Origin of the sequence: Alistipes megaguti, from assembly GCF_944320325.1 — a bacterium.
In the GTDB taxonomy this organism is placed as follows: domain Bacteria; phylum Bacteroidota; class Bacteroidia; order Bacteroidales; family Rikenellaceae; genus Alistipes; species Alistipes megaguti.
This window is the reverse complement of record NZ_CALUHA010000018.1, coordinates 1-23,782: the sequence shown is the minus strand read 5'-3', so window position 1 is coordinate 23,782 and position 23,782 is coordinate 1. Positions and strand designations below refer to the sequence as shown.

The following is a 23,782-nucleotide window of genomic DNA, read 5'->3' as shown; positions in this document are numbered from 1 at the left end:
TGGACGGCGGCTGACCAAAGGGGGGGGCGATGGCTTGGTAGACCGGTGAGTTGGATAATGGGCTGCCCGAAGGACCGAAAGACCGGATGAACGGACGAACCGGATGCCCTGATTAAAATCTTGCCCCGGACACTCTCTGAATGGCGACGGACCGAAGTCGGACTGACACAATCAAACAAAGACGAAATAAAAAACGCACGGTTTTATCCGTGCGTTTTTTATTTGTATGGACCAGGGGCCGGCTTCGGGTCAACTCGTCCCCACCCGCCCCTTCGGGAAGTTTCTATTTGGCTTCGGCCGGGAGATTCTGGGCCGAATCGACCGCTTCGGAGATGCTGTCTACCTGGATGAGATTCTCCTCCGAGACGCCCAGCGTACGGTAGTAGTTGTTCAGTTCGGACACGATGCCGCGGCGTCCGGCATAGCTGGCCAGGTAGTAGACGTCGCCCAGCTGGTCCAGCTTTTCGTCGATCAGTCCCGAAACCATGTCGCCCTGAGCCCCCTCGAAACGCAGATAGTACTCGATATACTCGATCAGCGTCTGGGCATACTCCCGCAGCAGGGCATCCCCCTTCTCGGCTGCCTCCTCGTCTCCCATGGCCGAGGCGGCATAGTAGGCCTCGAGGAAGGGGTAGGTGTTGGAGTCCGTGAAGCGGATTTGCGACGTGGGCAGCTTCTCCAGACCCAGGTCCAGCAGCTCGACGGCCTCCTGGACCTTTCCTTCGCGCAGCAGTTCCTTGGCCACACGGGCAAAGGCGTCGCGGGCATGCGAGGCCGCGAGGTTGTACTGGATGAAGTAATCGACGTAAACCCGTGGATCGTTGAGGTTTCCGTAGCGGAACGTATCCCGGAGCAGCGGTGCGGTGTAGTCCGTGTCGATGCGCCCGATCTCGTAGGGGTTCTCCACCGGCGTGCGGATCGGCACGAAACGGTAGGCGTAGCCGTCAAACTGCAGATAATCCATCAGTCCGAGGTCCTGCATGATGTAGACCTGCGTGAGGTAGACGGGGCGTTTCCAGTCGAAGTTCGCGAGCATGTCGAGGATCATCAGCTGGCTCTTGTCCACCGAATTGCCCCGCAGGTTGATGTAGACCGTATCGACCATCTTGTCGCGATCCTTCTCGGCCACGATCCCCGAAGCGATGGCATTCTCCTTGTTGACGGGCAGCGCAATGCGCTTGGCGGGGATGTAGTCGGCCCACGTGCCGTCGCTGTACTGCACCTGGCTGCGCGGATCGTCGCTGCGCACGAAGTCGATCACCTCGCGCAGCTCCGGAACGCGGTCCAGCTTCTCCAGCACCGGCACCAGATCGTTCGTGTAGGTATACTTGTGTTTGGGCAGCGAGAAGGGGACGCCGGCCGCTTCGTTGGCGCGGGTCTTCATCTCGTCGATGTACCATTCGCCGCCGAGGTACGACGTGTTGACGATCCGCACGTCGGGCCGTACGCCGTAGACCTCCTGGTTGTTCCACAGCGGGAAGGTGTCGTTGTCGCCGTAGTTGAGGATGATCGAGTTGGGGAGTGTCGACTGGAGGTAGTTCCAGCCGATATCGCGGGCCATCGTACGGTGCGAGCGGTCGTGGTCGTCCCAGTTCTGGGCCGCGAGGATTCCCGGCACGCTCAGCGAAAGGACGATGGCGGCAGCCGCCGTGGCAAGGTTGCGGCGTTTGGCGATCCGTTCGATCAGCTCGCGCAGCGCCAGCACCCCGCACCCGATCCAGATCGAGAAGGCGTAGAACGAACCTGCATAGACGTAGTCGCGTTCACGCGGTTCGCCGGGCGAGGTGTTGAAGTAGACGACCAGCGCTACACCCATCATGATGAAGAGCCACATGACGATCGAGAAGTTGCGCGGATCGCGGTTCAACTGGTAGATCAGTCCGATCAGACCCAGCAGGAAGGGGAGGAAATAGTAGGTGTTGCGCCCCTTGTTCTCGGCCACTTCGCGCGGCAGGTTGTCCTGCGGCCCGACGTACATGCGGTCGATCCACTGGATGCCCGAGAGCCAGTTTCCGTCGGTGATCGTCGTGCGCAAGGGCTGGATGTCGCTCTGGCGGCCGACGAAATTCCACAGGAAGTAGCGCCAGTACATGTACGAGAGCTGGTAGTTGAAGAAGAAGTAGAGGTTCTCGCCGAAGGTCGGCTCGACGATGCTGCGCGTATCGCCGTAGGAGTCCGTGTAGACGTGCTTGCGGCCGTAGTCGAGCACCTCGCCGCGCACGGGACGCCCCGAGGCGTCGCGCTGGATCTCGCCGTTTTCATCGCGCAGCGTCTCGGTCTTGGTGCGGTAGGCGGCCCACTGCTTGTACTCCTTTTCGCCCTTCGAGGCGTTCCACATGCGCGGGAAGAGGGTCATGAACTCCGGCGCGTGGGTATAGCCCGTCAGGATGGAGGCCTTCTTGTATTTGCCGTCCTCGTCCAGATAGCGGACCTCCTTGGAGGTAACGTTCTCGGGAGGCGCCGAGTATTGGGCGCCGTACAACAGCGGACGGTTGCCGTACTGTTCGCGGTTGAGCACCGAGAGCAGCGCATGGGGGTTGTTCGGGTTGTTGGAGTTCATCGGCGGGTTGACCGAGGCCCGGATGACCACCGAGGCGTAGGACGAGAAGCCGATGAGGATCATCGTCGTCGAGAGCAGGAAGAGGTTGAGCAGCGGCCGCTGGCGGCGGTGGCTCTGCCACGTGGCCCAGCCCATCAGGGCCAGCAGTCCCAGCATGCTCAGGGCGAAGCCCGTGTTGACGGGCAGTCCCAGCGTGTTGACGAAGAGCGTGTCGAACTGGGCGCCGATCCAGATCGTGCAGGGGATGATGATGTAGTTGACGAAGATGATCAGGGCTCCGGCCAGCAGTGTGGTGCCGACGACGCCTTTCCAGGTAATGTGCTCCGTTTTGCGGAAGTAGTAGATGAAGACCAGCGCGGGGATGCACAGCAGGTTGAGGATGTGCACGCCGATCGAGAGTCCCATCAGGTAGGCGATCAGCACGATCCAGCGCGAGGCGTGGGGTTCGTCGGCCTGCTCCTCCCACTTGAGCATGAGCCAGACGACCAGCGCCGTGAACATCGACGAGAGGGCGTAGACCTCACCCTCGATGGCCGAGAACCAGAAGGTGTCGGTGAAGGTGTAGGCCAGGGCTCCGACGGCGCCGGCACCGAGGATGGCCACGATGGTCGGGCGGGTCAGTTCGGCACCGTTGCGCGTAGCCATGCGGCGGGCCAGGTGGGTGATCGTCCAGAAGAGGAAGAGGATGCAGAAGGCGCTGGCCAGCGAGTTCATCGCATTGACGGCCATGCCCACGTAATCGGGGTTGCCGAAGGCGAAGAGGGTGGCCAGCCGGGCCAGCATCATGAAGAGCGGAGCGCCGGGCGGGTGTCCCACTTCGAGTTTGTAGGAGGTGGCGATGAACTCCGAGCAGTCCCAGAGACTCGACACGGGTTCCATGGTCATCAGGTAGACGATCGCCGCAATGGCGAAGACGCCCCATCCGACGAGGTTGTTCCAGCGTTTGAAGAGATGCATATCGTTCACAAATTCCTAAAGGCGGTGGTTATTTGCCGAATGTTCGCAAAAGTAGTGATTTAACGCGGTTTTTCCAATCGTTCGTATGCGAAATGCGATTTTCTTCCCGAACCTCGGGGCGCGGGGTGCGGCCCGTGCGCGGCGAGCCCTTCGGCGAGGTCTTGTCTCTGCCATGGCGCCGGTCGTTGTTCCGGTCGTTGCGCGGGCGGGTGTTGCGTGACGGTGACGGTTCCGGACGGGGCTCCGTCGACGCGTTGCGGGAGGTCGGAGCCGCCGGGCGTTTGCCGGCATGGCCGCTGTTCGGCTTCGGTTGCACCGCGTTGCGGGAGCTATTCTTCGTCGGGACCGATTTCGGCTGCGCCATGTCGCGGGCTGCCTCCTTCACCGGGGCCGGTTGGCCGGCGGAGACCTCGGGGGCTTGTTTCGGCTTCCGGGAGGAGAGGCCGGAAGGTGCGGAGGTGGCGGCGTCCGGGGTTGCGGCAGCCCCGCGGCGACGGTGGCGGCGTCGGCGTTTCGGGGCGGTGCCGGCACGTTCTCCGGCGTTCGGGGCCGTTTCCCGGACGGTAGAAGCCGTTGCTTCGGCAGATTGGACCGTCGCTTTGCTGTCCGGGATTGTCTCTTGGGCGGGTGCTGCCACCTTCCCGGCGGCTGTCGGCGCGGTGTCCCGGGGCGACTTTCGGGTCGGAGCGGGTTGTCCGGAGTGTTGGGGCTTTTCCCCCTCCGAAGTCGCCGGAGCGGCGGATGAAGCAGCGGAAGTCTGTGCGGCAGGAGTGTTTCGCTTCGGAGCCGTCGGCTTGGCGCTGCGGCTCTTCCTGTCGGCCCGGGCCTGACGCCGCGCGGCCTCCTCCAGTGCCTCGGCGGCATAGGCCGGGGTCTCCCCCTCGATGGGGAGAATCAGCCCCGTGAGCTTCTGGATCCCGAGCAGGTATTCCAGTTCGGCTTCGGAGCAGAACGACCACGCCGAGCCTTCCCGCCCGGCACGCCCCGTACGGCCGATGCGGTGGACGTAGGTCTCGGCCACCTCCGGCAGGTCATAGTTGACTACGAGCGGCAGCTGGTCGATGTCGATGCCGCGGGCGGCGATATCCGTGGCGATCAGCACGCGGCACGCTCCCGACTTGAAGTCGTTCATCGCCCGTACGCGGGCATTCTGCGACTTGTTGCCGTGGATGGCCGCCGCGTCGATCCCCGCCCGGTTGAGGATCCTGGCCAGCCGGTCGGCGCCGTGTTTGGTGCGGGTGAAGACCAGCACCTGCCGCGCATCCGATTCGCGCAACAGGCGGATCAGCAGCTCGCTCTTCTCGCTCTTCTCGGCGAAGTAGACCCGCTGTGCGATGGTCTCGACCACCGAAGCCGGCGGCGTGACGGTCACCAGCACCGGGTCGTGCAGGATCCGGGCGGCCAGTGCGGCGATCTCCTCCGGCATGGTGGCCGAGAAGAAGAGCGTCTGCCGCTTCGCGGGCAGCAGCGGCAGGATGCGCCGGATGTCGTGGATGAAGCCCATGTCGAGCATGCGGTCGGCCTCGTCGAGGACGAAGAAGCGGATGGCGTCGAGCGAGATGTAGCCCTGGCCGATCAGGTCGAGCAGGCGCCCCGGCGTGGCCACGAGCAGGTCGACGCCCCGTTCGAGCGCCTCGACCTGCGGCCGCTGGTTGACGCCGCCGAAGATGACGCAGTGGCGGATCGGCGTGTAGCGGGCGTAGTCGCGGCAGCACTCGTCGATCTGGATGGCCAGTTCGCGCGTGGGGGTGAGCACCAGCGCCCGGATCGGACGCCGTCCCCGTACGGGCGGCTCCTGGGCCAGCAGTTGCAGAATGGGCAGCGTGAAGGCTGCGGTTTTGCCCGTGCCGGTCTGGGCGCAACCCTGCAGGTCGCGGCCCTCGAGGGCGGGCGGTATGGCTTGTTCCTGAATGGGGGTGGGGGTTTCGTAACCCTTTTCCGAGACGGCGCGCAGCAGCGGCGCCGAGAGTCCTAAATCCTGAAATTTCATAATAATCGGGGTAAAGGTACGATAAATTTTCGGGATAACGCATAAAATTCGTATCTTTACCCGTTCAAAACGTCGTTAAACCGAATTATTATGGAATCCAAACTCGTACTTTACAATACGCTCTCCCGTCGCAAGGAGGAGTTCGAACCCCTGGTCGAGGGCCGTGTCGGCATGTATGTCTGCGGCCCGACGGTATACGGCGATCCCCATCTGGGCCATGCCCGTCCGGCGGTGACCTTCGACCTGCTCTTCCACTACCTCAAGGCGCTGGGCTACAAGGTCCGCTACGTGCGCAACATCACCGACGTCGGCCACCTCGAGCACGATGCCGACGAGGGTGAGGACAAGATCGCCAAGAAGGCACGCCTCGAGCAGTTGGAACCCATGGAGGTGGCCCACTACTACACGGAGCGTTACCACCGGGCGATGGATGCCCTCAATGTCGAGTCGCCCTCGATCGAACCCTGCGCCTCGGGCCACATCATCGAGCAGATCGAGTTCGTCAAGCGTATCCTCGAGGCAGGCTTCGCCTACGAATCGAACGGTTCGATCTATTTCGACGTCGAGAAATACAACCGCAAATACCACTACGGATGCCTCTCGGGCCGCAACCTCGAGGACATCGTTACCAATACGCGCGAGCTGGACGGCCAGTCGGACAAGCACCACTCCTACGACTTCGCCCTCTGGAAGAAGGCCTCGCCCGAACACATCATGCGCTGGCCCTCGCCCTGGAGTGACGGTTTCCCCGGCTGGCACATGGAGTGCTCGGCCATGTCGACGCGCTATCTGGGCGAGCGTTTCGACATCCACGGCGGCGGCATGGACCTGATGTTCCCCCACCACGAGTGTGAGATCGCGCAGTCGACCGCCGCCCTGGGCCACGACTCGGCCCGCTACTGGGTGCACAACAACATGATTACGATCAACGGCCAGAAGATGGGCAAGTCGCTCGGCAACTTCATTACGCTCGAGGAGCTCTTCACGGGCTCGCACCGCCTGCTGGCCCAGGCCTACTCGCCGATGACGATCCGTTTCTTCGTGCTGCAGGCCCACTACCGCTCGACGCTCGACTTCTCGAACGAGGCGCTGCAGGCCGCCGAAAAGGGGCTCGACCGTCTGATGAAGGGAATCGAGACGCTGGGCAAGATCCGGCCCTCGGCCGTGTCGACCGTCTCGCCCGACGAACTCGAGGAGCGCTGCCGCACGGCCATGGATGACGATCTGAACTCGCCGATGGTTATCTCGGCCCTCTTCGACTGGGTGCGCACGATCAACCAGCTGGCCGACGGTACGCAGACCATTACGGCCGAGGATCTCGAGAAGCTGCGCCGGACGTTCCGCCTCTATGCCTTCGACATCCTGGGACTGCGCGACGAAAAGGCTGCCGGTACGGCTTCGGGCCGCGACTACGTGACACCGCTCGTGGAGATGCTGCTCGATATCCGTCAGGGAGCCAAGGCCTCGAAGGACTGGGCTACGTCGGACCGCATCCGCGACGGACTCACCGCAGCCGGCATCCGCGTCAAGGACCGCAAGGACGGTTCGGACTGGGAGTTGGAGTAACTACGGATCCGGTCGTATGAAGCGTATCCTGCAGGAAAACGGCCGGCGGCCGGCCGGCCGTGGCGGCGGATGGCGGGGCCGTGGCAACGGATGGTGGGGCTGTGTCGCAGCGGTGGTGGTGCTGGCGGGAGGCCTGCTCCAGGCGTGCACGTCGAACGCCTACCTTGCGGCCCGCGAACAAACCTCCGTCGTCGACGGAATGCCCGATCCGCAGCAGTTGGACAGCCTTACCCGTCACCGGATGACGGTCGGCGCCGCAGAGTGTTACGACCTGCTTTTCGACCTGCTGCAGCGTGAGGGGTGTTTGATCGTGAGTGCCGACCGGGCATCGGGACTCGTTGTGGCGCGGCAGGTGCTGCCCGCCGAACCGGAGATCCTTGTGCCGATGGCCGGCGAGATCCGCCACCTGAGTTTTGTCGTGCAGTCGACGGGGCTCACCTCCGAAGTGCGGCTGACGGTCTACGTCACGCGGCAGTGGTATTCGGGCGATGCGTCGGCCTTCATGACGGAGGAGTTGGGGCTTTCGACCTCGCCGGAGATCTACGCCGGGTGGTTTGACCGCCTCGACCGTGCCGTGCCGCGATAATCGGGGGGGGGAGAGAAGCCGTGGAGACAGGACTGGAGTGAGTGGCCAAGGAGAAGGAGAGGGGGAAGAGAGGGGGAAGAGAGGCCGAGGCAAGCCCCGCACGGCCCGGGAGGCAGAGAGGACCCGGCGCACCCGGCAGGACCGGAGAGTCGGGGAGAAGCCCCGCACGGCCCGGGAGGCGGAGAGGACCCGGTGCACCCGGCAGGACCGGAGAACCGGAGAGACGAAACCTGCGGCAATCCGAACAGACTCTCCATTGTGGCATCCGTTCCCGAACGGGCTGCCCGGAGCTGTCCTTGAACCTCCTTGAATGGTTTGGAACGCGCCCTGCAGGAACCGAACGAATAACAAAAACAAGAAGCAAGCAATAACAGAAACTATGGCGGAACTTAAAGTGGCGGCTCTGGAACTCGGTACCGAGCGGATCCGGAAGCTGCTTGTACAGTATGCCGTGCCGGCGATCATCGCCATGACGGCCTCCTCGCTCTATAACATGGTCGACAGTATCTTCATCGGCCATGGTGTCGGTCCCCTGGCCATCTCGGGACTGGCGCTGACCTTCCCGTTGATGAACCTCGCCGCGGCCTTCGGATCGCTCGTCGGCGTGGGTGCCGCGACACTGGTCTCCATGCGCCTCGGGCAGCGCGACTACGAGACGGCCCAGCGCGTGTTGGGCAACGTCGTGATGCTCAACATCATCATCGGCATCGCCTTCAGTATTGTCGCCCTGCTCTTCCTTGATCCGATCCTCTACTTCTTCGGGGCCAGCGAGGCGACGATCGGCTACGCCCGCGAGTACATGGTCATCATCCTGCTCGGCAACGTTGTCACGCACATCTATCTGGGTCTGAACTCCATCCTGCGCGCCGCGGGGCACCCCCGCAAGTCGATGTACGCCACGATCAGTACGGTGGTCATCAATGCCATCCTCGACCCGATCTTCATCTTCTGGTTCGACTGGGGCATCCGCGGGGCGGCCATCGCCACGATTCTGGCCCAGATTATCTCGCTCGTCTGGCAGTTCCGGCTCCTGTCGGACCGGCAGGAGCTGCTCCACTTCCGACGCGGCATCTACCGCCTGCGCCGCAAGATTGTCCGCGACATCCTCTCGATCGGCATGTCGCCCTTCCTGATGAATCTGGCCGCCTGCTTCATCGTCATTCTCATCAACAAGGGGTTGAAGGAGTTCGGCGGCGACCTGATGATCGGCGCCTACGGCATCGTTAACCGTCTGGGATTCTTCTTCGTGATGATCGTCATGGGACTGAACCAGGGCATGCAGCCCATCGCCGGCTACAACTACGGCGCACGGCAGTTCGACCGCGTCATGCGGGTGCTGAAACTGACGATGATCGGCGCCACGTGCATCACGGTATGCGGATTCCTGATCGGCGAACTCTTTCCGCGGCTGGCCGTCAGCCTCTTTACGGCGGACGAGGAGTTGATTCGCCTCTCGGTCGAGGGTATGCGCATCACCTTCATCTGCTATCCGATCATCGGCTTCCAGATGGTGGCCACGAACTTCTTCATGAGCATCGGCATGGCCGGCAAGGCCATCTTCCTGTCGCTGTCGCGGCAGCTGTTGTTCCTCATGCCGTTCCTGATCTTCCTGCCGCACATCTTCGACCGATATACGTCGTGGGACGGCAGCTGGGGCGTCTGGGCCTCGATGCCGCTCTCGGATCTGCTGGCCTCGATCGTCGCCTTCTTCATGCTGACCTGGCAGCTGCGCTATTTCCGCAGACAGCAGGCTTCCGAACCCGAAAAACAGTGATCGTCTATGGATAAATTCGTCATCAATATCGGCCGCCAGCTGGGCAGCGGCGGCAAGATCGTCGGCGAGATCATCGCCCGGCGTCTGGGCATCAAGCTCTACGACAAGGAGCTTATCAATCTCGCCGCCCGCGAGAGCGGGCTCTGTCCCGAGTGTTTCGAACGGGCCGACGAACGCGAAGCCAAGGGTACGTTCGCTACGCTGATCGGCTACTTCCGTGCTCCGTTCACGGGCTACGAAGGGGGCAACACGAACAATATCCTGGCCAACGAATCGCTGTTCCGCATCCAGAGCGATGTGATTCGCGAGATTGCCTCACGCGAGTCGGCGATCTTCGTCGGACGGTGCGCCGACTACATTCTGCGCGACAATCCGCGCTGCGTCAACGTCTTCATTACGGCCGACGAGGCCGATCGCGTAGCGCGCCTCCGCAAGCGGCACGACTGCTCGGAGGAGGAGGCCCGCGCCATGATGGAGCGCATCGACGCGCAGCGGGCTTCGTACTACAACTACTACAGCCTGCGAACCTGGGGACAGGCCGCCACCTATCATCTGTGTGTCAACTCCTCGAAGCTGGGCGAAGAGGAGACGGCCGATTTCATTCTGGACTTCGCGGGACGCAGGCTTCACGAGAAATTTTAGCAAACAAGCAGACTGCAACATATGGTATTATCCGATCAGATCAAGGAGCTCGAACAGCGGCGCGAGGCTTTGGAACGCTGCCTGGACATCGAGCAGAAGCGCATCGACCTGCGCAACGAGGAGGAGAAGACACAGGAGCCCGACTTCTGGGGTGACCCCGACCGGGCGCGCGAACAGTTGCGCAAGGTGGCCGGCATCAAGGCGTGGGTCGAGGATTACGACGCCATCCGCAAGGATGTCGAGGATCTCGAACTGATGCCCGACTTCGTCAAGGAGGGGGTCATGACCGAGGCCGAACTCGACGCCCATTACGCCTCGACGCTCGAGAAGATCGAAAAGCTCGAGATGCGTAACATGCTGCGCCGCGACGAGGACAAGTTGGGAGCCATCATGGATATCAACGCCGGAGCGGGCGGTACGGAGGCGCTGGACTGGGCCTCGATGCTCATGCGCATGTACACGCGTTGGGGCGAGGCTCACGGCTACAAGGTCAAGGTGCTCGATTATCAGGCCGGTGACGAGGTGGGCGTAAAGTCCTGCACGCTGGAGTTCGAGGGCGAATACGCCTACGGTTACCTCAAGAGCGAGAACGGCGTTCACCGCATGGTGCGTCTGTCGCCCTTCAATGCCAACAACAAGCGGCAGACGACCTTCGCGTCGGTCTTCGTCTCGCCGGCCGTTGACGACACGATCGAGATCACGATCAACCCGGCCGACATCGAGTGGGATACGTTCCGTTCGTCGGGGGCCGGCGGCCAGAACGTCAACAAGGTCGAGACGGCCGTGCGGCTGCGCTACCACGGCAAGGACCCCGATACGGGCGAACCGGTCGAGTATCTGATCGAAAACATGGAGACACGTTCGCAGCTGATGAACCGCGAGAATGCGATGCGCATCCTGCGGTCGAAACTCTACCAGCGCGAACTGGACAAGCGCATGGCCACGCAGCAGGCGCTCGAAGCCTCGAAGAAGAAGATCGAGTGGGGTTCGCAGATCCGGTCGTATGTCTTCGACGACCGCCGCGTCAAGGACCACCGTACGGGTGTCCAGACTTCGAACGTCGAGGCGGTGATGGACGGCGATCTGGATGCCTTCATCAAGGCCTATCTCATGGAGTTCGGCGCCAATGCGTAGCGGATTCCTTCGCCGGACCGCGGGGTGCGTTGCCTTGCTGACCGGGCTCCTTGCGGCGGGGGCCGCGGAGGCGGCGTGTCCGGTCGAAAACGCGGGCGTGCAGGTCGGCATGACCGATACGGCCGCCTACTTCCCCCGGCTGCGCGGCCGGCGGGTCGCCGTGCTGGCCAACCAGACCTCGGTGGCGCGGATGCCCGGAGCCGTCGGCGCCGAGGGACACCCGCTGACGGTGGATGCCGCCGGAAGGGTTCATCTGGTCGATCTGCTCCACGAGAGCGGTTTCGACGTCGAGGCCATCTTCTCACCCGAACACGGTTTCCGCGGGACGGCCGACGCCGGCGAAAAGGTCTCCGGTTCGGTGGATGCCCGTACGGGAATTCCGATCCGTTCGTTGTATGACGGGAGGACGCTGCGACCGTCGGATGAGGCGATGCGCTCGTTCGATGTGTTGGTGGTCGACATGCAGGATGTCGGACTGCGCTTCTACACCTATTATATTTCGATGCTGAGGATGATGGATGCCTGCGCCGCGTTCAACCGGGCGGTCATCGTCCTCGACCGTCCGAATCCCAACGGCGACAAGGTCGAGGGGCCGTTGCTCGACATGCGTTACAGGTCGGGGGTCGGGGCGCTGCCGATCCCCGTACTGCACGGTCTGACGATGGGCGAGATCGCCCGCATGGCCGTGGGCGAGGGGTGGGCCTGCGCGTGCGATCTGACGGTAGTCCCCTGCCGCAACTACACCCACGCCACGGAGTATCGGCTGCCCGTGGCGCCGTCGCCCAACCTCCCGACGCAGCGTGCCGTCTACCTCTATGCGGCGTTGTGTCCCTTCGAGGGAACGGTCGTGAGCCTCGGACGCGGAACTTCGAAGCCGTTTGAAATCTATGGCCATCCCTCGATGAAGGGGCGTTCGTTCTCCTTCACGCCGCGTCCGACGCCTGGTGCCAAGCATCCTCCGCTTGAGGGGCAGTTGTGTCGGGGTGAGGATCTGAGCCGCATGCCGCTCGAAGAGGCCCGCAGTGTGGGCTTCTCACTGAAATATGTGATTGATGCCTGTGGGGATCTGGCGATGGGCGAGGATTTCTTTACGCCGATGTTCGAGAAGCTGATCGGCGTGGGGTGGGTGCGGGAGATGATCCTCGACGGTGCCTCGGACGAGGAGATTCGCGCCCGCTGGCTGCCCGAAGCTGAGGCCTTCCGCAAGTTGCGGGCAAAATATCTGCTTTACGAGTGATCGCGCCGGAGCCGACCTGCATGTTCGGTTTCGTCGTTCTTTACCGGCCTCGTTCAGCCCCCGCTATCCTCAAAAAAGCCGCTCCGTTTTGGGGCGGCTTTTTCATGAAAAAGATCTTCGGGAGTTTGACGGGCTGCGCTCTCGTGAAAGATCCTTTGACCGTTGCGGCGTGAAGGAGCGAAACTACGCCGCAGCGGGTCAATCTGTCTCCGATTCCGGAATACGGTCGGCCTCGGTGACGGGGTGCAGCACCCGGCAGGGGTTGCCTGCGGCCACGACCTGCGGCGGAATGTCGTGTGTCACGACGCTCCCGGCGCCGATCACCGCCCCCTGGCCGATCGTCACACCGGGGAGCAGCGTCGCGTGGCCCCCGATCCAGACGTCGTCGTGAATGGTCACGGGGAGCGACTGCATGATCCCCTCGTTGCGCTGCTCCGCGAGCAGGGCGTGGCGCACGGTGTAGATCCCCACGTCGGGGCCGATGTAAACGTGGTTGCCGATCGTCACGGGTGCCTCGTCGAGGATCGTCAGGTTGAAGTTTCCCACGAAGTGGTCGCCCACGGAGATCTGCTCCCCGAAGTCGCAGTGGAACGGGCTGTGGAGCGTGATGTTGCGGCCGACGCGGCCGAAGAGCCGGCGGATGATCGCCTCGCGCTCCTCACGCCGCGAAGGCGGCAGTCGGTTGAGCCGGAAGCAGAGCTCTTCGGCCCGGAGCAGTGCCTCGCCGATGCGGGGTGTCACGGCGTGGAGCCACCGCCCCGCGCGCATCATTTCGAGATCGTTCATGCTATTGTTTTTCGGTGAAATGTTCGTAAATACGTTTCGAAATGGCCGCAATCACGGCAGCGTTCTTCGCATCGTCGGCCGGGGAGTCGGTGACCAACACCGTCACGCAGTAGTGGCGGCCGTCGGGCAGTACGACATAGCCGGCGTCGTTATCGGCGATGCGGAGACCCTCCGGCGTGCGGTCCGACGAGCCGGTCTTATGCCCGAGGACGGCCCCTTCGGGAAGCCCTGCACGGAGTTTGTCCGTGCCGGTAATTGCACCCTCCAGTAGCCGTTGCAGCAGGGTTTCGTGCTCCGGTGTTAGCAGACCGCCCTCGAGCAAGCGGGCAAAGAGTGCGCAGACGGCCGAAGGACGTGCGACGTTGATCCGCTGATTGGCAGGATCGAGGTGCATCGTGCGCTCCGTGGCGGCGATCCGGAATCCCTCGATCCCGGCCTTCTCGCACACGTAGCGCTCCACGGCATTGGGGCCTCCAACGTATTCCAACAGACGGTCGCAGGCGATATTGTCGCTCAGGGACGTGCTGTATCGCAACAATTCGCCGAGCGTAACCCGTCCGCCCGTCGCCGGCAGGGAGTCACGCAGCGGGCTGTAGGTGTCGGGATCGAGCCATTCGGGGCCTACCTCGACGGGCGTCGTGAGCGGAGTCCCCTCTGCGTCGGCCTTGTCCAGCACGGCCAGGGCCACCGGAAACTTGAAGACACTCAACAGCGGCAGCGGCACATCCTGCCGGGAGATGGTCTCCCCGTCGGGAGTACGGATGGCGATACCGATTCGGGCCTCGGGGAGCGATGCCGCGAGTTGTTCCAGATCTTGTTCGAGGGTGCGGGTTCGGGAGCCGCAGGCCGTCAGCAGCAGCCCTGCGCAAAAAAGAAGGAGTCGCATCATGGGGAGGGAGGCATAAAAAATACACCTCAGAAAGATTCCGAGGTGTATTTTTACGGTCATATCCGTTCGTTACTCCGAAACGATAGCCTCGCTCGGGCAAACGCCTGCGCACGTGCCGCAGTCGATGCACTTGTCGGGATCGATGACATAGATGTCGCCGGCCGAGATGGCCTCTACCGGGCATTCGCCGATGCAGGTCCCGCATGCTACGCAGGAATCAGTAATCTTGTAAGCCATTTTTTTTCGTGTTTGTGGTTAATGTGTGTAGTGCAAATATAGAAACTTATTTGATAAAATCAAACTATTTGATCATATCGAAGCCCGTGTAGGGAACCAGCACCTCCGGGATACGGATGCCTTCGGGAGTCTGGAAGTCCTCGAGCATTGCGGCGACGATACGCGGCAGGGCCAGCGACGAACCGTTGAGCGTGTGGGCCAGGTGGATCTTCTTCTCGGCGTCGCGGTAGCGCAGCTTCAGACGGTTGGCCTGGAACGACTCGAAGTTCGAAACGGAAGAAACCTCCAGCCACCGCTTCTGTGCCTCGGAGTAGACCTCGAAATCGTAGGTCAGCGCCGAGGTGAAGGACATGTCGCCGCCGCACAACCGTACGATGCGGTACGGAAGACCCAGCGACTTGACCAGTGACTCGACATGAGCCACCATGCCGTCCAGCGCCTCGTACGATACGTCGGGCAGCGACAGCTGGACGATCTCCACCTTGTCGAACTGGTGCAGACGGTTCAGACCGCGCACATCCTTGCCGTAGGAACCGGCCTCGCGGCGGAAGCAGGGGGTATAGGCCGTCATCTTGACGGGGAAGTCCTTCTCGTCGAGGATCACGTCGCGGTAGATGTTCGTCACGGGTACCTCGGCCGTCGGCACGAGGTAGTAGTTGTCGACCGTGGCGTGGTACATCTGACCCTCCTTGTCGGGCAGCTGGCCCGTGCCGAAGCCCGAGGCCTCGTTGACCATCACCGGAGGCTCGACCTCCAGATAGCCGGCGCGGGTGTTGCAGTCGAGGAAGTAGTTGATCAGCGCACGCTGCAGGCGGGCTCCCTTGCCCTTGTAGACGGGGAAACCGGCACCGGTGAGCTTGACGCCCAGATCGAAGTCGATGATGTCGTATTTCTTGGCCAGCTCCCAGTGGGGCAGCGGGTTTTCGGGCAGTTTGGTGTAGCTCTCGACGAGTTTCACGACCAGATTGTCAGCAGCCGTCTTGCCTTCGGGGACGATGTCGGCCGGGAAGTTGGGCAGCGTGACGAGCGTGGCCTGCAGCTCCTGCTGCACGTCGTTCGACTCGGCCTGCAGCCGGGCCGACTTCTCCTTGAGGTCCGTAACGAAGTGTTTGCGCTCCTCGGCCTCGTCGCGGCGGCCCTGGCCCATCAGGGCGCCGATCTCCTTGGCGGCCTTGTTCTGTACGGCCAGCGTATTGTCGAGTTCCAGCTGGATGGCCTTGCGGCGGTCGTCGAGCGAGAGGATCTTGTCGATGACGGGGGCGGCGTCGACGCCTTTCTTGGCGAGTTTGCGGACGGCGGCATCCCGATCATCCCGGATTTGCTTGATCGTAAGCATGATATCGGATGTTTTTGTGTGTTTTCGCGTTACGCAGGGCAAAATTACAAAAAATGCGGAAAAGTGTATCTTTTTCCGCGGGAAAAACACCCCGGGGTTGTCCGTGCGGCGAAATTTCGTATTTTTGTGCAAAATTCCATCGCTTTGAGAACTGTCGAACTGCTGGCTCCGGCCCGCGATTACGCGTCGGCCGTCGTGGCCGTCGATGCCGGAGCCGATGCCGTCTATATCGGAGGCGCCCGTTTCGGGGCTCGTCAGGCAGCCGGAAACTCCGCCGCGGAGATCGCCCGCGTGGTCGAGTATGCCCATCGCTACGGCGTGCGGGTCCATGCCACGCTCAACACGCTGCTCTGGGACGACGAGCTTCGCGAGGCCGAACGCACGGCCCGCGAACTGATCGACGCCGGGGTCGATGCCCTCATCGTGCAGGACATGGCCCTGCGGCGCATGGATCTGCCTGTCGAGCTGCATGCCTCGACCCAGGTCTCGAACCGTACGCCCGAAGGGGCCCGCTTTCTGGCCGAGGCGGGCTTCGCACGCGTGATTCTCGAGAGAGCCCTCTCGCTGGAGGAGATCCGCGCCATCTGTGCCGCCACGCCGGCCGAGGTGGAGGTCTTCGTCCACGGTGCCATCTGCGTCGGTTACAGCGGCCGCTGTTTCCTTTCGCGGGCCATGTCGGGCCGCAGCGGAAACCGCGGCGCCTGCAGCCAGCCCTGCCGCCTCCCGTGGGACCTCGTCGACGGCCGCGGCCGACGGATCATCACCGGCAAGCATCTGCTCTCGGTGCGCGACCTGAACCTCTCGCACCGTTTGGGCGAACTGGTCGACGCCGGCGTCACGTCGTTCAAGATTGAGGGGCGGCTGAAGGATGCCGGGTATATCCGCAACGTGGTGGCCTGGTACCGCCGGGCGTTGGACGAGGTGCTGGCCGCACGGCCTGCGCTGCGGCGCGCCTCGGTGGGGGAGAGTGTGCCCGATTTCGAACCCGATCCGGCAAAGAGCTTTACGCGCGGCGAATCCGAATATTTCTTCGACGGCAAGCGGGCCGGTGTGGCCTCGTTCGATACGCCGAAGGCCGTCGGCGAGCGTATCGGGCGTGTAGCGCAGGTCTCGGGCGGAAGCTTCCGGATCGATGGCGATGCCGATCTGGCTCCGGGTGACGGCATCTGCCTCATTACGCCGCGTGGCGTCGTCGGGACGAACATCAACGCCGTCGAGGGGCGCCGCATTACCCCCAACCGCATCGAAGGGATTACGCCCGGGGCGGAGCTCTGCCGCAACTACGACCGGCGTTTCTCGCTGGCTCTGGAGCGCAGCCGCATGCGGCGGGTTATTCCGACGCGGGCTCTGGTCGAAGCCTCGGCCCAAGGGGTGATCGTCACCTGCACCGATTGCGAGGGGCTGGAGGCGTCAGCCCGGCGTGATGTGCCGCTTGAGCGGGCCAAGAACCCCGAGGCCAATGCCGCGACGCTGCGCGCACAGGCGATGAAGTCGGGCGACACGATCTTCGCCGTGCGCGAGGTGGAGGTGCGGGGCGGCGAGTGGTTCGTCCCCGCGTCGCTGGCTGCCGAGCTGCGGCGCGAAGCGTTGGCCGGGTTGTTGCGGCAGCGCGAGGAGCGGCCGCTCGAACACCGCATCCTCCCCGAAAACCGGGCGGCGCGTTACCCGTCGGAGCGGCTCGATGCCGACGAAAACGTAACGAATCATCTGGCTGAGGCCTTCTACCGCGACCACGGGGTGTGCAAGATCGAACGGCCGCTGGAACTGGCTCCGTCGCTCGAGGGGTGCACCGTCATGCGCTCGGCCTACTGCATCCGCCGCGAGATCGGCGAGTGCCTGCGCGAAGGGTCGCGCCTGCGCGGTGATCTCTATCTGGAGCACGGTGCGGACCGTTTCCGGCTCGGGTTCGATTGCAAGGCGTGCGAAATGACGCTGGTGGAGTGCCCGCGCCGCCGGATGGACAAGGAGAAAAAACATTAGAGATATGCAGCAGCAACTGACCCCCGATTTTGCGGATTACGAACTCATTGATACGGGTGATTTCGAAAAGCTCGAACGTTTCGGCCGTTTCGTCACGCGGCGTCCCGAACCGCAGGCCATCTGGCGGCGTTCGCTCCCCGAGGCGGAGTGGCGACGCTTGGCCGATGCCTCGTTCCGGCGCGACCTGCGCAACGATGAACGCGGCGAGTGGCAGCTCGATCCGAAGATGCCCGACCGCTGGACGATCGCTTATGCCTACCGCGGAATGAAACTCCGCATGCGGATGGCCCTTACGTCGTTCAAGCATGTCGGGATCTTCCCCGAGCAGGCCGCCAATTGGATTTTCATCTACGAGAACGTGCTGCGTCTGTGCGGTGCGGAGGCCGCCGCCGGACATGCCGCTGCCGGACACGCCGCCGCCGGACATGCTGCTGCCGGACACGTCGCTGCGGAATCGGCCGTCCGGAATGCGTCGGTCGCCGAGACCCTTCCGACTGCCGCACCCCGTGTGCTGAACCTCTTTGCCTACACGGGCGGTGCGACGCTTGCCGCCCGGGCCGCCGGAGCCGAGGTGACGCACGTCGATTCGGTGCGGCCCGTCGTGACGTGGGCCCGCGAGAACATGGAGCTGAGCGGTCTGGACGGTGTGCGTTGGATCGTCGAGGATGCGCTGAAGTTCGTGCGCCGCGAGGTGCGCCGCGGAAACCGTTACGCCGGCATCATTCTCGATCCGCCGGCCTATGGACGCGGTGCCAACGGCGAAAAGTGGGTCCTCGAGGAGAACATCGGCGAGATGCTCGACTGCTGTGCGCAGCTGCTCGAGCCGCGCGGGGCCTTCCTGGTGCTGAACCTCTACTCGATGGGACTGTCGTCGACGCTGGCCCGCACGGCCGTCAGACAGGCCTTCGGCGCTCCCGAGGAGGAGCAATGGGGCGAATTGTGCTTCACGGACCGTGCCGGCAAGGAGCTCCCGCTGGGGACCTATTACCGCTTCAGACGCTGATCCGATTCTGAATCGCACAGCCCGTTGCCTGTTCCATCGCCTGCACGGCTGCTCCGGGTCGGAAAGAGAGGTGGCAAAGAGCGTGTGGCCGGTAAGAGAGGGGCAAAGAGGGAGGCAAAGAGAGAGTCCGGAAAGAGGGGTGGCCAACAGTGAGAGAACAGAGCGGGGCTGGCAGAGAGAGGAACCAACAGAGAAGGGCTGGCAGAGCGGGGCTGGCAGAGAGAGGTCCGACAGCGTAAGAGCGTAAGCATACAACAGAAGGAGAGAAAGAAAATAGGGGAGGGGAAGAAGAGATACGAGAGGGGGATGGACAACCGTAGAAAGGATGAGAAGAGGAGAGGAGAAGAGAGAGAATGCAGCAGGTGGGCTTTCGCCTGTTGATCAATGATTTGATGAAAACAAAAATTCGGAAGATATGAGTATTCTTGCTGTCATTTTCGGTCTTTTGAGCGGTTCGCTGCTCTCGGTGCTGGTGGGCATCATCGGCAGCCGGCGCCGCATCGGTTTCGGCTGGGCCTTTCTGTTGAGTCTGATCTTCACGCCGCTCGTGGGGCTGATCATCGCGTTGCTGACCGACCCGCTGCCCGATTGCGAACGGCGCTGGGGCTGCATCGGAACCGCCGTTGCACTGCTCGGAATCCTCTGTTTGATTGTCTTTCTGATGTTGCTGCTTACGGGCGGAGCCATGGCCCTCGCCTTGTGAGAAAACACGCGGAGCGTGTTTTGACGGTGTTGCGGGCTGTGCGGATGACCGATGTCGCCTGTTTCACGCGATGGTTCATGTGCGAGGTCGGCCTCTGCCTCTCGGTGTCCCCGCAGCAGGGGCCCGAATAGCCCACGTCGGTTCCCGGATCGGATCCGGCCGGACTGCGTTACGCGCCTGCAGGATTGGGAAACCTTATGTTCATAAGATAAAAGTGGATAAACGTAAATTGAATCTCTGGACCGATCGGGTCTTGTTCCCCGCGCTGGTCGGATTGTGCGGGTCCGGTATCGGACTCCACCTGTTCGAACATGCCGGCGCTCCCGAAATCCGGCACGTCTGGAAGCTGGTGCATATCATCCTTTCGCTGCTGTTCCTGGTCCTTGTCGGACTCCACGTCTACGGGCATTGGGCCTGGTACCGTTCGCTGGCTACGGCGGGCTGCAAGGGGTTGCGTCGGTGGATGGTGTTGCTGCTTGCGGTGGCCTTTCTGGTGGTGGCCGTAATGGGAATTGTCAAGTGGCTGTTCGGCGCCCATATCGGATTTTACCACTATGTGGGTGGTCTCGCGCTCGGGGTGCTGGCGTTGCTGCACATCATCAGACGATGGAGGCAGCTGTTCGGCCGCGGTCGGAACTCCGCAACCGGAAAGGGACGCTGACATCCGGCGTGTCGGCAACCGTGTCTGTGCGGGTGCAGGGGTTTTCTCCTCCGCACCCGCTCTGTTTTTTCACCCTCCCCTGGCCGGGGCTAAAGGCCGAAGACGTAGTAGATCAGGATACCGGCCGCGGCCGAGAGGATGATCAGCAGGATGGGGTTCACCTTGCGCCACGATCCGACGAAGACGCCTCCGAAGAGCACCCAGCTCCAGGCGTCGATGAAGTTCTGCTCGTCGGGCTCCGAACTGTGGGGGAAGATCAGCAGCAGGGCTGCGGCGGCGATCATGCCGATCACTACGGGGCGCATCCCCCGCATGGCCCCTTCGACCAGCCGGTTGTTCTTGAGCTTCAGGAAGAACCGCGCCACGAGGATCATCAGCGTCAGCGACGGCAGACAGACGGCCAGCGTGGCGATGGCCGAGCCCAGGATGCCGCACCAGACATGACCCGTCTCCAGCCCCACGGTGTAACCCACGTAGGTGGCCGAGTTGATGGCGATCGGGCCGGGGGTGATCTGCGAGATGGCCACGATGTCGGCAAACTGCGCGTTGGTGAGCCACTGGTGCTGCACGACCACCTCGTTCTGGATGAGCGAGAGCATGGCGTAGCCGCCGCCGAATCCGAAGAATCCGATCTTGAGGTACGAGACGAAGAGTTGCCAGAGAAGAATCATTCCGCAGTGAGTGAGGGAAGTGTGACATCCGTGATTACCAGCTGTCCATTGCGCAGCAGGGCGCGGACCGGAATGACGACGCAGCGGTTTTCGTATGTGGCCAGATAGGCGATGGCATACCATTCACCCTCGACGTGTTCGACCCGGATCGTCGGCAGCGACCGCTTGTTGAAGTCCTGGGCCCGCAGCAGCGGATCCCCGTCCGTTTCGGCGGCAGCCTTTTCCACCTTCCGACGGGTGGCCTTGTCCAGGGGCAGGGCGGGCTTCTCCGGATGCTCGTTGTAGCTGGCCGCGATCCAGCCGGCGTATGCCCGGTAAAAGCGTTCCAGCGCCTGCCGGACCTTCTCCGTGGAGGAGTCGGTGCCGGCCATGAGCTTTTTTGTAGAGGCGGCAGCGGTGGTCCGGGCCGTCGAGAACCCTGCCGTCAGCAGCGCAAGGAACAGAAGCCCCAGAGACAGACTGTATTTCATGTTTTTTGTCGGATTCATGCTTCGGGATTCTTTTTGTGTCGGGCGATCTTCGGGGCGACGGCCAGCTCCCAGGCGATGCCGCCGGCCGCACCGGCCGCCAGTACCCAGATTGGGGACCACCCGAGACCCCAGACGGCCAGCGCCGCAGCCGCGATGATGAAGAACATCGACCAGTGCATGCCGCGGGCCAGCGAAATCACCGGGCCGATGATCAGCGCCACGACCGCCGGACGCATCCCCTTGAAGGCGGCGTCGACAACGGGGTTGTGGCGGATGTTGGCGAAGAAGAGGGCGATGATGAGGATGATGACGAACGACGGGAGAATGGTGCCCAGCAGGGCTGCCGTCGCACCGCGCAGTCCGCGCATCTTGTATCCGACGAAGACCGACGTGTTGAGCGAGATGGGCCCCGGAACCGACTGGGCCAGCGTCAGCAGGTCGAGAAACTCCCGGCGTTCGACCCAGCGCCGGTTGTCGATCACCTCGCGTTCGATCAGCGGGATCATGGCGTAGCCCCCGCCGAAGGTGAAGAGCCCGATCTTGAAGAACGAGACGAATATCGTGCGCAGACGTTCCATAGGCATTTCTCAGAGGCGATTCTTGCGGCCCAGCAGCGTCAGCAGACCGTCGATGTAGGTCATCGGATGGGTCGGCGCCCCCGGGAGCCAGAGGTCCGGCGTGTGCGAATCCAGAAAACTGCGGTCCAAGGCGCGGCTCTCGGCGAAGAGTCCGCCGGAGCAGGCCTCCGTGCCGCACATCACGAGGATTTTCGGCTCGGCCACGGCGTCGTAGCAGATCTCCAGCGCCTCGGCCATCTGGGCCGTCAGCGGGCCCGAGACCACCACGCCGTCTGCATGGCGCGGCGAGGCCGTGAAGCCGATGCCGTAGCGCCCCAGATCGAAGTTGACGTTGCCCGTGGCGTTGAGCTCCATCTCGACCGAGCCGTCGCCGCCGGCCGAGACTTCGCGCAGCTGCAGCGCCTGGCGGAAGCAGCGCCGGATCTCGGGCCGCACGCGTTTCGGGTCGAACTCCACGCGCGAGTCGCCGGCGTGCAGCACGAGACCCTCGCGCGTGGGCGAACCGATGCGGTAGTCGTTCGTGAAGCGTACGTTGCGCGGCGCCACGCGCGCACACTCCCCGCAGAAGAGGCAGCGTCCCAGGTCGAGCTCCAGCGGGTCGGCCCGGAAAGCCCCCGTCGGGCAGAGGGCTTCGGCGCGTTCAGCCTCGGTGGTATCCTCGGTGAAGGTCAGTTCGGGGCGTCCGCGGAACTCTTCGGTCAGTTCGACAGCATCGAGGTCCTCGATGGCCTGCTGCCCGTGGCTGCGCAGCACCCGTATTTTCGGTAGAATCATGGTCGCAAATGTTAGGCCCTTAATCGTTCGCAAAAATACGCAATTCCCGCGAACCTGCAAGCACTTTGCCCCGGAATCGACACACCGCGGGCCGGAGTTCCGTCGGTGGATCTCCGGCCCGCGGGTCGAAAAGGGAAATGAAGTGATGGGGTCTCTTGAGTCGGGCCGGATGGAGCGTTTCGGTGGTGCGGAGGGTTCCGTAGAGTGCGGAGAGTCCGGTAGTAGTACGAAGGAAAAGAGCGCTCCGCCGGCGGGAAGCTGATCGTGCAGTCCATGCAAACGATGCCGTACTGGTGGTCGGCCGGGGTCGAGGGGCCGTCACGACGCTGTTGTTGCGGTTCATGTGCAGCGTGCAGTGGTCGACTACGATCGTCGACGAGCCGAAGATGAAGTCGACGTTGCCCTCGACGTGGCAGTCGCGCAGGGGCTTTCCGCAAGGCGTTTTCCCGGGTACGTCACACGGCGTAGGGCGCGTGTTGCGCGGACTGGCCGGGAGGCGGATGCGGCGTCAGAGGTCGTGGCCGCAGTAGGAGAGGTTGAAGCTCTTGTTGCAGATCGGGAAGTCGGAGATCCCCTCGCCGCGCACGGCCAGCGCCAGCGCCAGCCAGTTGTGCAGACTCGGATCCTTGATGCGGCACGCCTCGATATGACCCTCGGCGTCGGTCACCACCACGTGGCACGTCTCGCCGCGCCATCCCTCGACCAAGCCGAACGAGAGCGACTGCGGGGTCAGCTGCGTCGTATAGTCGGGCGTCTCGCAGGGGTTCTCCAGTGCGCCGTATTTCTGTTCGTAGATCTCCAGCAGCTGGTCGATGTAGCGGGCCGACTGCGCAACCTCGCGACAGCGCACCTCGAGCCGGGCCATCACGTCGCCCGATGTCTCGATGACGGGTTCGTGGTGGAGGCATTTGCCGTAGGAGCCCCACGGATGCGTGGCGCGGATGTCGCGGGCCAGTCCGCTGGCCCGGGCCGCCTGTCCGACGCCGCCGATGCGGCGCATCTCCTCGCGCGGAACCATACCGCACTGCTCGAAACGCGCCAGCAGCGTGGGCGACGACTCCAGGTCGCGGCGTACCTCCTCGTAGCGGCGGGCAATCTCGGCGACGTTCCGGCGGATCATGGCCGATTTGGCCGGCGTGAGCGGATGGTCGGTGCCGTGGGGCCGGATCAACCCCTTGCCGAAGCGGTTGCCGCACCACGCCTGCGTGGTGTTGATCGTCATCGTGCGCAGCGCCTCGCAGGCCACCT

21 protein-coding genes and 1 pseudogene are annotated in these 23,782 nt (G+C 63.2%); 11 read left to right on the top strand and 11 right to left on the bottom strand.

The features are described 5' to 3' along the window. Positions 1-283 precede the first annotated feature (283 nt). Both PUQ42_RS06260 and PUQ42_RS06255 read right to left on the bottom strand, forming a co-directional pair. On the bottom strand, positions 284-3,517 hold the full coding sequence (locus PUQ42_RS06260) for a glycosyltransferase family 117 protein (RefSeq protein ID WP_273372023.1): 3,234 nt from the start codon (positions 3,515-3,517) through the stop codon (positions 284-286). A gap of 793 nt (positions 3,518-4,310) precedes the next feature. Beyond that, positions 4,311-5,507, bottom strand: a pseudogene (locus tag PUQ42_RS06255) (DEAD/DEAH box helicase); the annotation flags it as partial. Between the two features lie 90 nt (positions 5,508-5,597). Here PUQ42_RS06255 and cysS point away from each other — a divergent pair. From cysS to PUQ42_RS06225, 6 genes are all read left to right on the top strand, one after another. Beyond that, positions 5,598-7,073, top strand: a complete 1,476-nt coding sequence (gene cysS / locus PUQ42_RS06250; RefSeq protein WP_273372020.1) for a cysteine--tRNA ligase — start codon at positions 5,598-5,600, stop codon at positions 7,071-7,073. A gap of 16 nt (positions 7,074-7,089) precedes the next feature. Beyond that, positions 7,090-7,659, top strand: a complete 570-nt coding sequence (locus PUQ42_RS06245; protein ID WP_273372017.1) for a hypothetical protein — start codon at positions 7,090-7,092, stop codon at positions 7,657-7,659. Between the two features lie 379 nt (positions 7,660-8,038). Beyond that, positions 8,039-9,433 (top strand): MATE family efflux transporter, encoded by a 1,395-nt coding sequence (locus PUQ42_RS06240; RefSeq protein WP_087404822.1) that lies wholly within the window; start codon positions 8,039-8,041, stop codon positions 9,431-9,433. A gap of 6 nt (positions 9,434-9,439) precedes the next feature. Beyond that, positions 9,440-10,075 (top strand): cytidylate kinase-like family protein, encoded by a 636-nt coding sequence (locus tag PUQ42_RS06235; RefSeq protein ID WP_087404821.1) that lies wholly within the window; start codon positions 9,440-9,442, stop codon positions 10,073-10,075. A 21-nt stretch (positions 10,076-10,096) separates the two neighbouring features. Further along, entirely contained in the window at positions 10,097-11,209 is a 1,113-nt protein-coding gene (prfB, locus tag PUQ42_RS06230; RefSeq protein ID WP_087310956.1) for a peptide chain release factor 2, read from the top strand. A gap of 109 nt (positions 11,210-11,318) precedes the next feature. After that, on the top strand, positions 11,319-12,446 hold the full coding sequence (locus PUQ42_RS06225; protein ID WP_273372070.1) for an exo-beta-N-acetylmuramidase NamZ family protein: 1,128 nt from the start codon (positions 11,319-11,321) through the stop codon (positions 12,444-12,446). Between the two features lie 198 nt (positions 12,447-12,644). Here the strand turns inward: PUQ42_RS06225 and PUQ42_RS06220 are convergent, their stop codons facing one another. The 4 genes from PUQ42_RS06220 to serS all read right to left on the bottom strand — a co-directional run bounded on the left by PUQ42_RS06220 (position 12,645) and on the right by serS (position 15,694). After that, positions 12,645-13,232: a sugar O-acetyltransferase gene (locus PUQ42_RS06220; protein ID WP_122120415.1), complete on the bottom strand. Its 588-nt coding sequence runs from the start codon at positions 13,230-13,232 to the stop codon at positions 12,645-12,647. 1 nt (position 13,233) lies between these two features. Next, positions 13,234-14,121: a class A beta-lactamase gene (bla, locus tag PUQ42_RS06215; RefSeq protein ID WP_162992862.1), complete on the bottom strand. Its 888-nt coding sequence runs from the start codon at positions 14,119-14,121 to the stop codon at positions 13,234-13,236. Between the two features lie 69 nt (positions 14,122-14,190). Then, a complete protein-coding gene (locus PUQ42_RS06210) occupies positions 14,191-14,358 on the bottom strand; it encodes a DUF362 domain-containing protein (protein ID WP_087260820.1) in 168 nt (55 codons plus the stop codon). A 64-nt stretch (positions 14,359-14,422) separates the two neighbouring features. Beyond that, a complete protein-coding gene (gene serS / locus PUQ42_RS06205) occupies positions 14,423-15,694 on the bottom strand; it encodes a serine--tRNA ligase (protein ID WP_273372005.1) in 1,272 nt (423 codons plus the stop codon). A gap of 144 nt (positions 15,695-15,838) precedes the next feature. On the opposite strand from serS, the gene PUQ42_RS06200 reads away from it, so the two are divergent. The 4 genes from PUQ42_RS06200 to PUQ42_RS06185 all read left to right on the top strand — a co-directional run bounded on the left by PUQ42_RS06200 (position 15,839) and on the right by PUQ42_RS06185 (position 20,041). Beyond that, complete coding sequence (locus PUQ42_RS06200; RefSeq protein ID WP_273372067.1) at positions 15,839-17,674, top strand: peptidase U32 family protein; 1,836 nt, start codon at positions 15,839-15,841, stop codon at positions 17,672-17,674. Between the two features lie 4 nt (positions 17,675-17,678). Then, the gene (locus PUQ42_RS06195) at positions 17,679-18,677 is read left to right on the top strand and encodes a class I SAM-dependent methyltransferase (RefSeq protein WP_273372002.1); all 999 of its coding nucleotides are present in this window, start codon (positions 17,679-17,681) and stop codon (positions 18,675-18,677) included. Between the two features lie 415 nt (positions 18,678-19,092). After that, a complete protein-coding gene (locus PUQ42_RS06190) occupies positions 19,093-19,380 on the top strand; it encodes a hypothetical protein (RefSeq protein ID WP_087310963.1) in 288 nt (95 codons plus the stop codon). A 214-nt stretch (positions 19,381-19,594) separates the two neighbouring features. Beyond that, positions 19,595-20,041, top strand: coding sequence for a DUF4405 domain-containing protein (locus tag PUQ42_RS06185; protein WP_273372001.1), 447 nt, complete (start codon positions 19,595-19,597; stop codon positions 20,039-20,041). A gap of 89 nt (positions 20,042-20,130) precedes the next feature. On the opposite strand, the gene PUQ42_RS06180 is transcribed toward PUQ42_RS06185, so the two are convergent. Genes PUQ42_RS06180 through PUQ42_RS06165 form a run of 4 tightly spaced genes read right to left on the bottom strand, consistent with a single transcriptional unit; the run spans position 20,131 to position 22,534 of the window. Then, positions 20,131-20,709, bottom strand: coding sequence for a chromate transporter (locus tag PUQ42_RS06180; RefSeq protein WP_087311021.1), 579 nt, complete (start codon positions 20,707-20,709; stop codon positions 20,131-20,133). After that, on the bottom strand, positions 20,709-21,182 hold the full coding sequence (locus tag PUQ42_RS06175; protein WP_273371999.1) for a hypothetical protein: 474 nt from the start codon (positions 21,180-21,182) through the stop codon (positions 20,709-20,711). The genes PUQ42_RS06180 and PUQ42_RS06175 overlap by 1 nt, the downstream gene beginning before the upstream one ends. Positions 21,183-21,196: 14 nt before the next feature. Continuing rightward, entirely contained in the window at positions 21,197-21,760 is a 564-nt protein-coding gene (locus PUQ42_RS06170) for a chromate transporter (protein ID WP_273371997.1), read from the bottom strand. Between the two features lie 9 nt (positions 21,761-21,769). Beyond that, positions 21,770-22,534 (bottom strand): NADH-quinone oxidoreductase subunit B family protein, encoded by a 765-nt coding sequence (locus tag PUQ42_RS06165; protein WP_122120423.1) that lies wholly within the window; start codon positions 22,532-22,534, stop codon positions 21,770-21,772. 293 nt (positions 22,535-22,827) lie between these two features. On the opposite strand from PUQ42_RS06165, the gene PUQ42_RS06160 reads away from it, so the two are divergent. Then, positions 22,828-23,064 (top strand): hypothetical protein, encoded by a 237-nt coding sequence (locus tag PUQ42_RS06160; protein ID WP_273371995.1) that lies wholly within the window; start codon positions 22,828-22,830, stop codon positions 23,062-23,064. On the opposite strand, the gene PUQ42_RS06155 is transcribed toward PUQ42_RS06160, so the two are convergent. Next, positions 23,043-23,782: NADH-quinone oxidoreductase subunit D-related protein (locus tag PUQ42_RS06155; RefSeq protein ID WP_475652128.1), on the bottom strand; the 740-nt coding region annotated here is incomplete at its 5' end. The two genes, PUQ42_RS06160 and PUQ42_RS06155, sit on opposite strands and share 22 nt — an antisense overlap.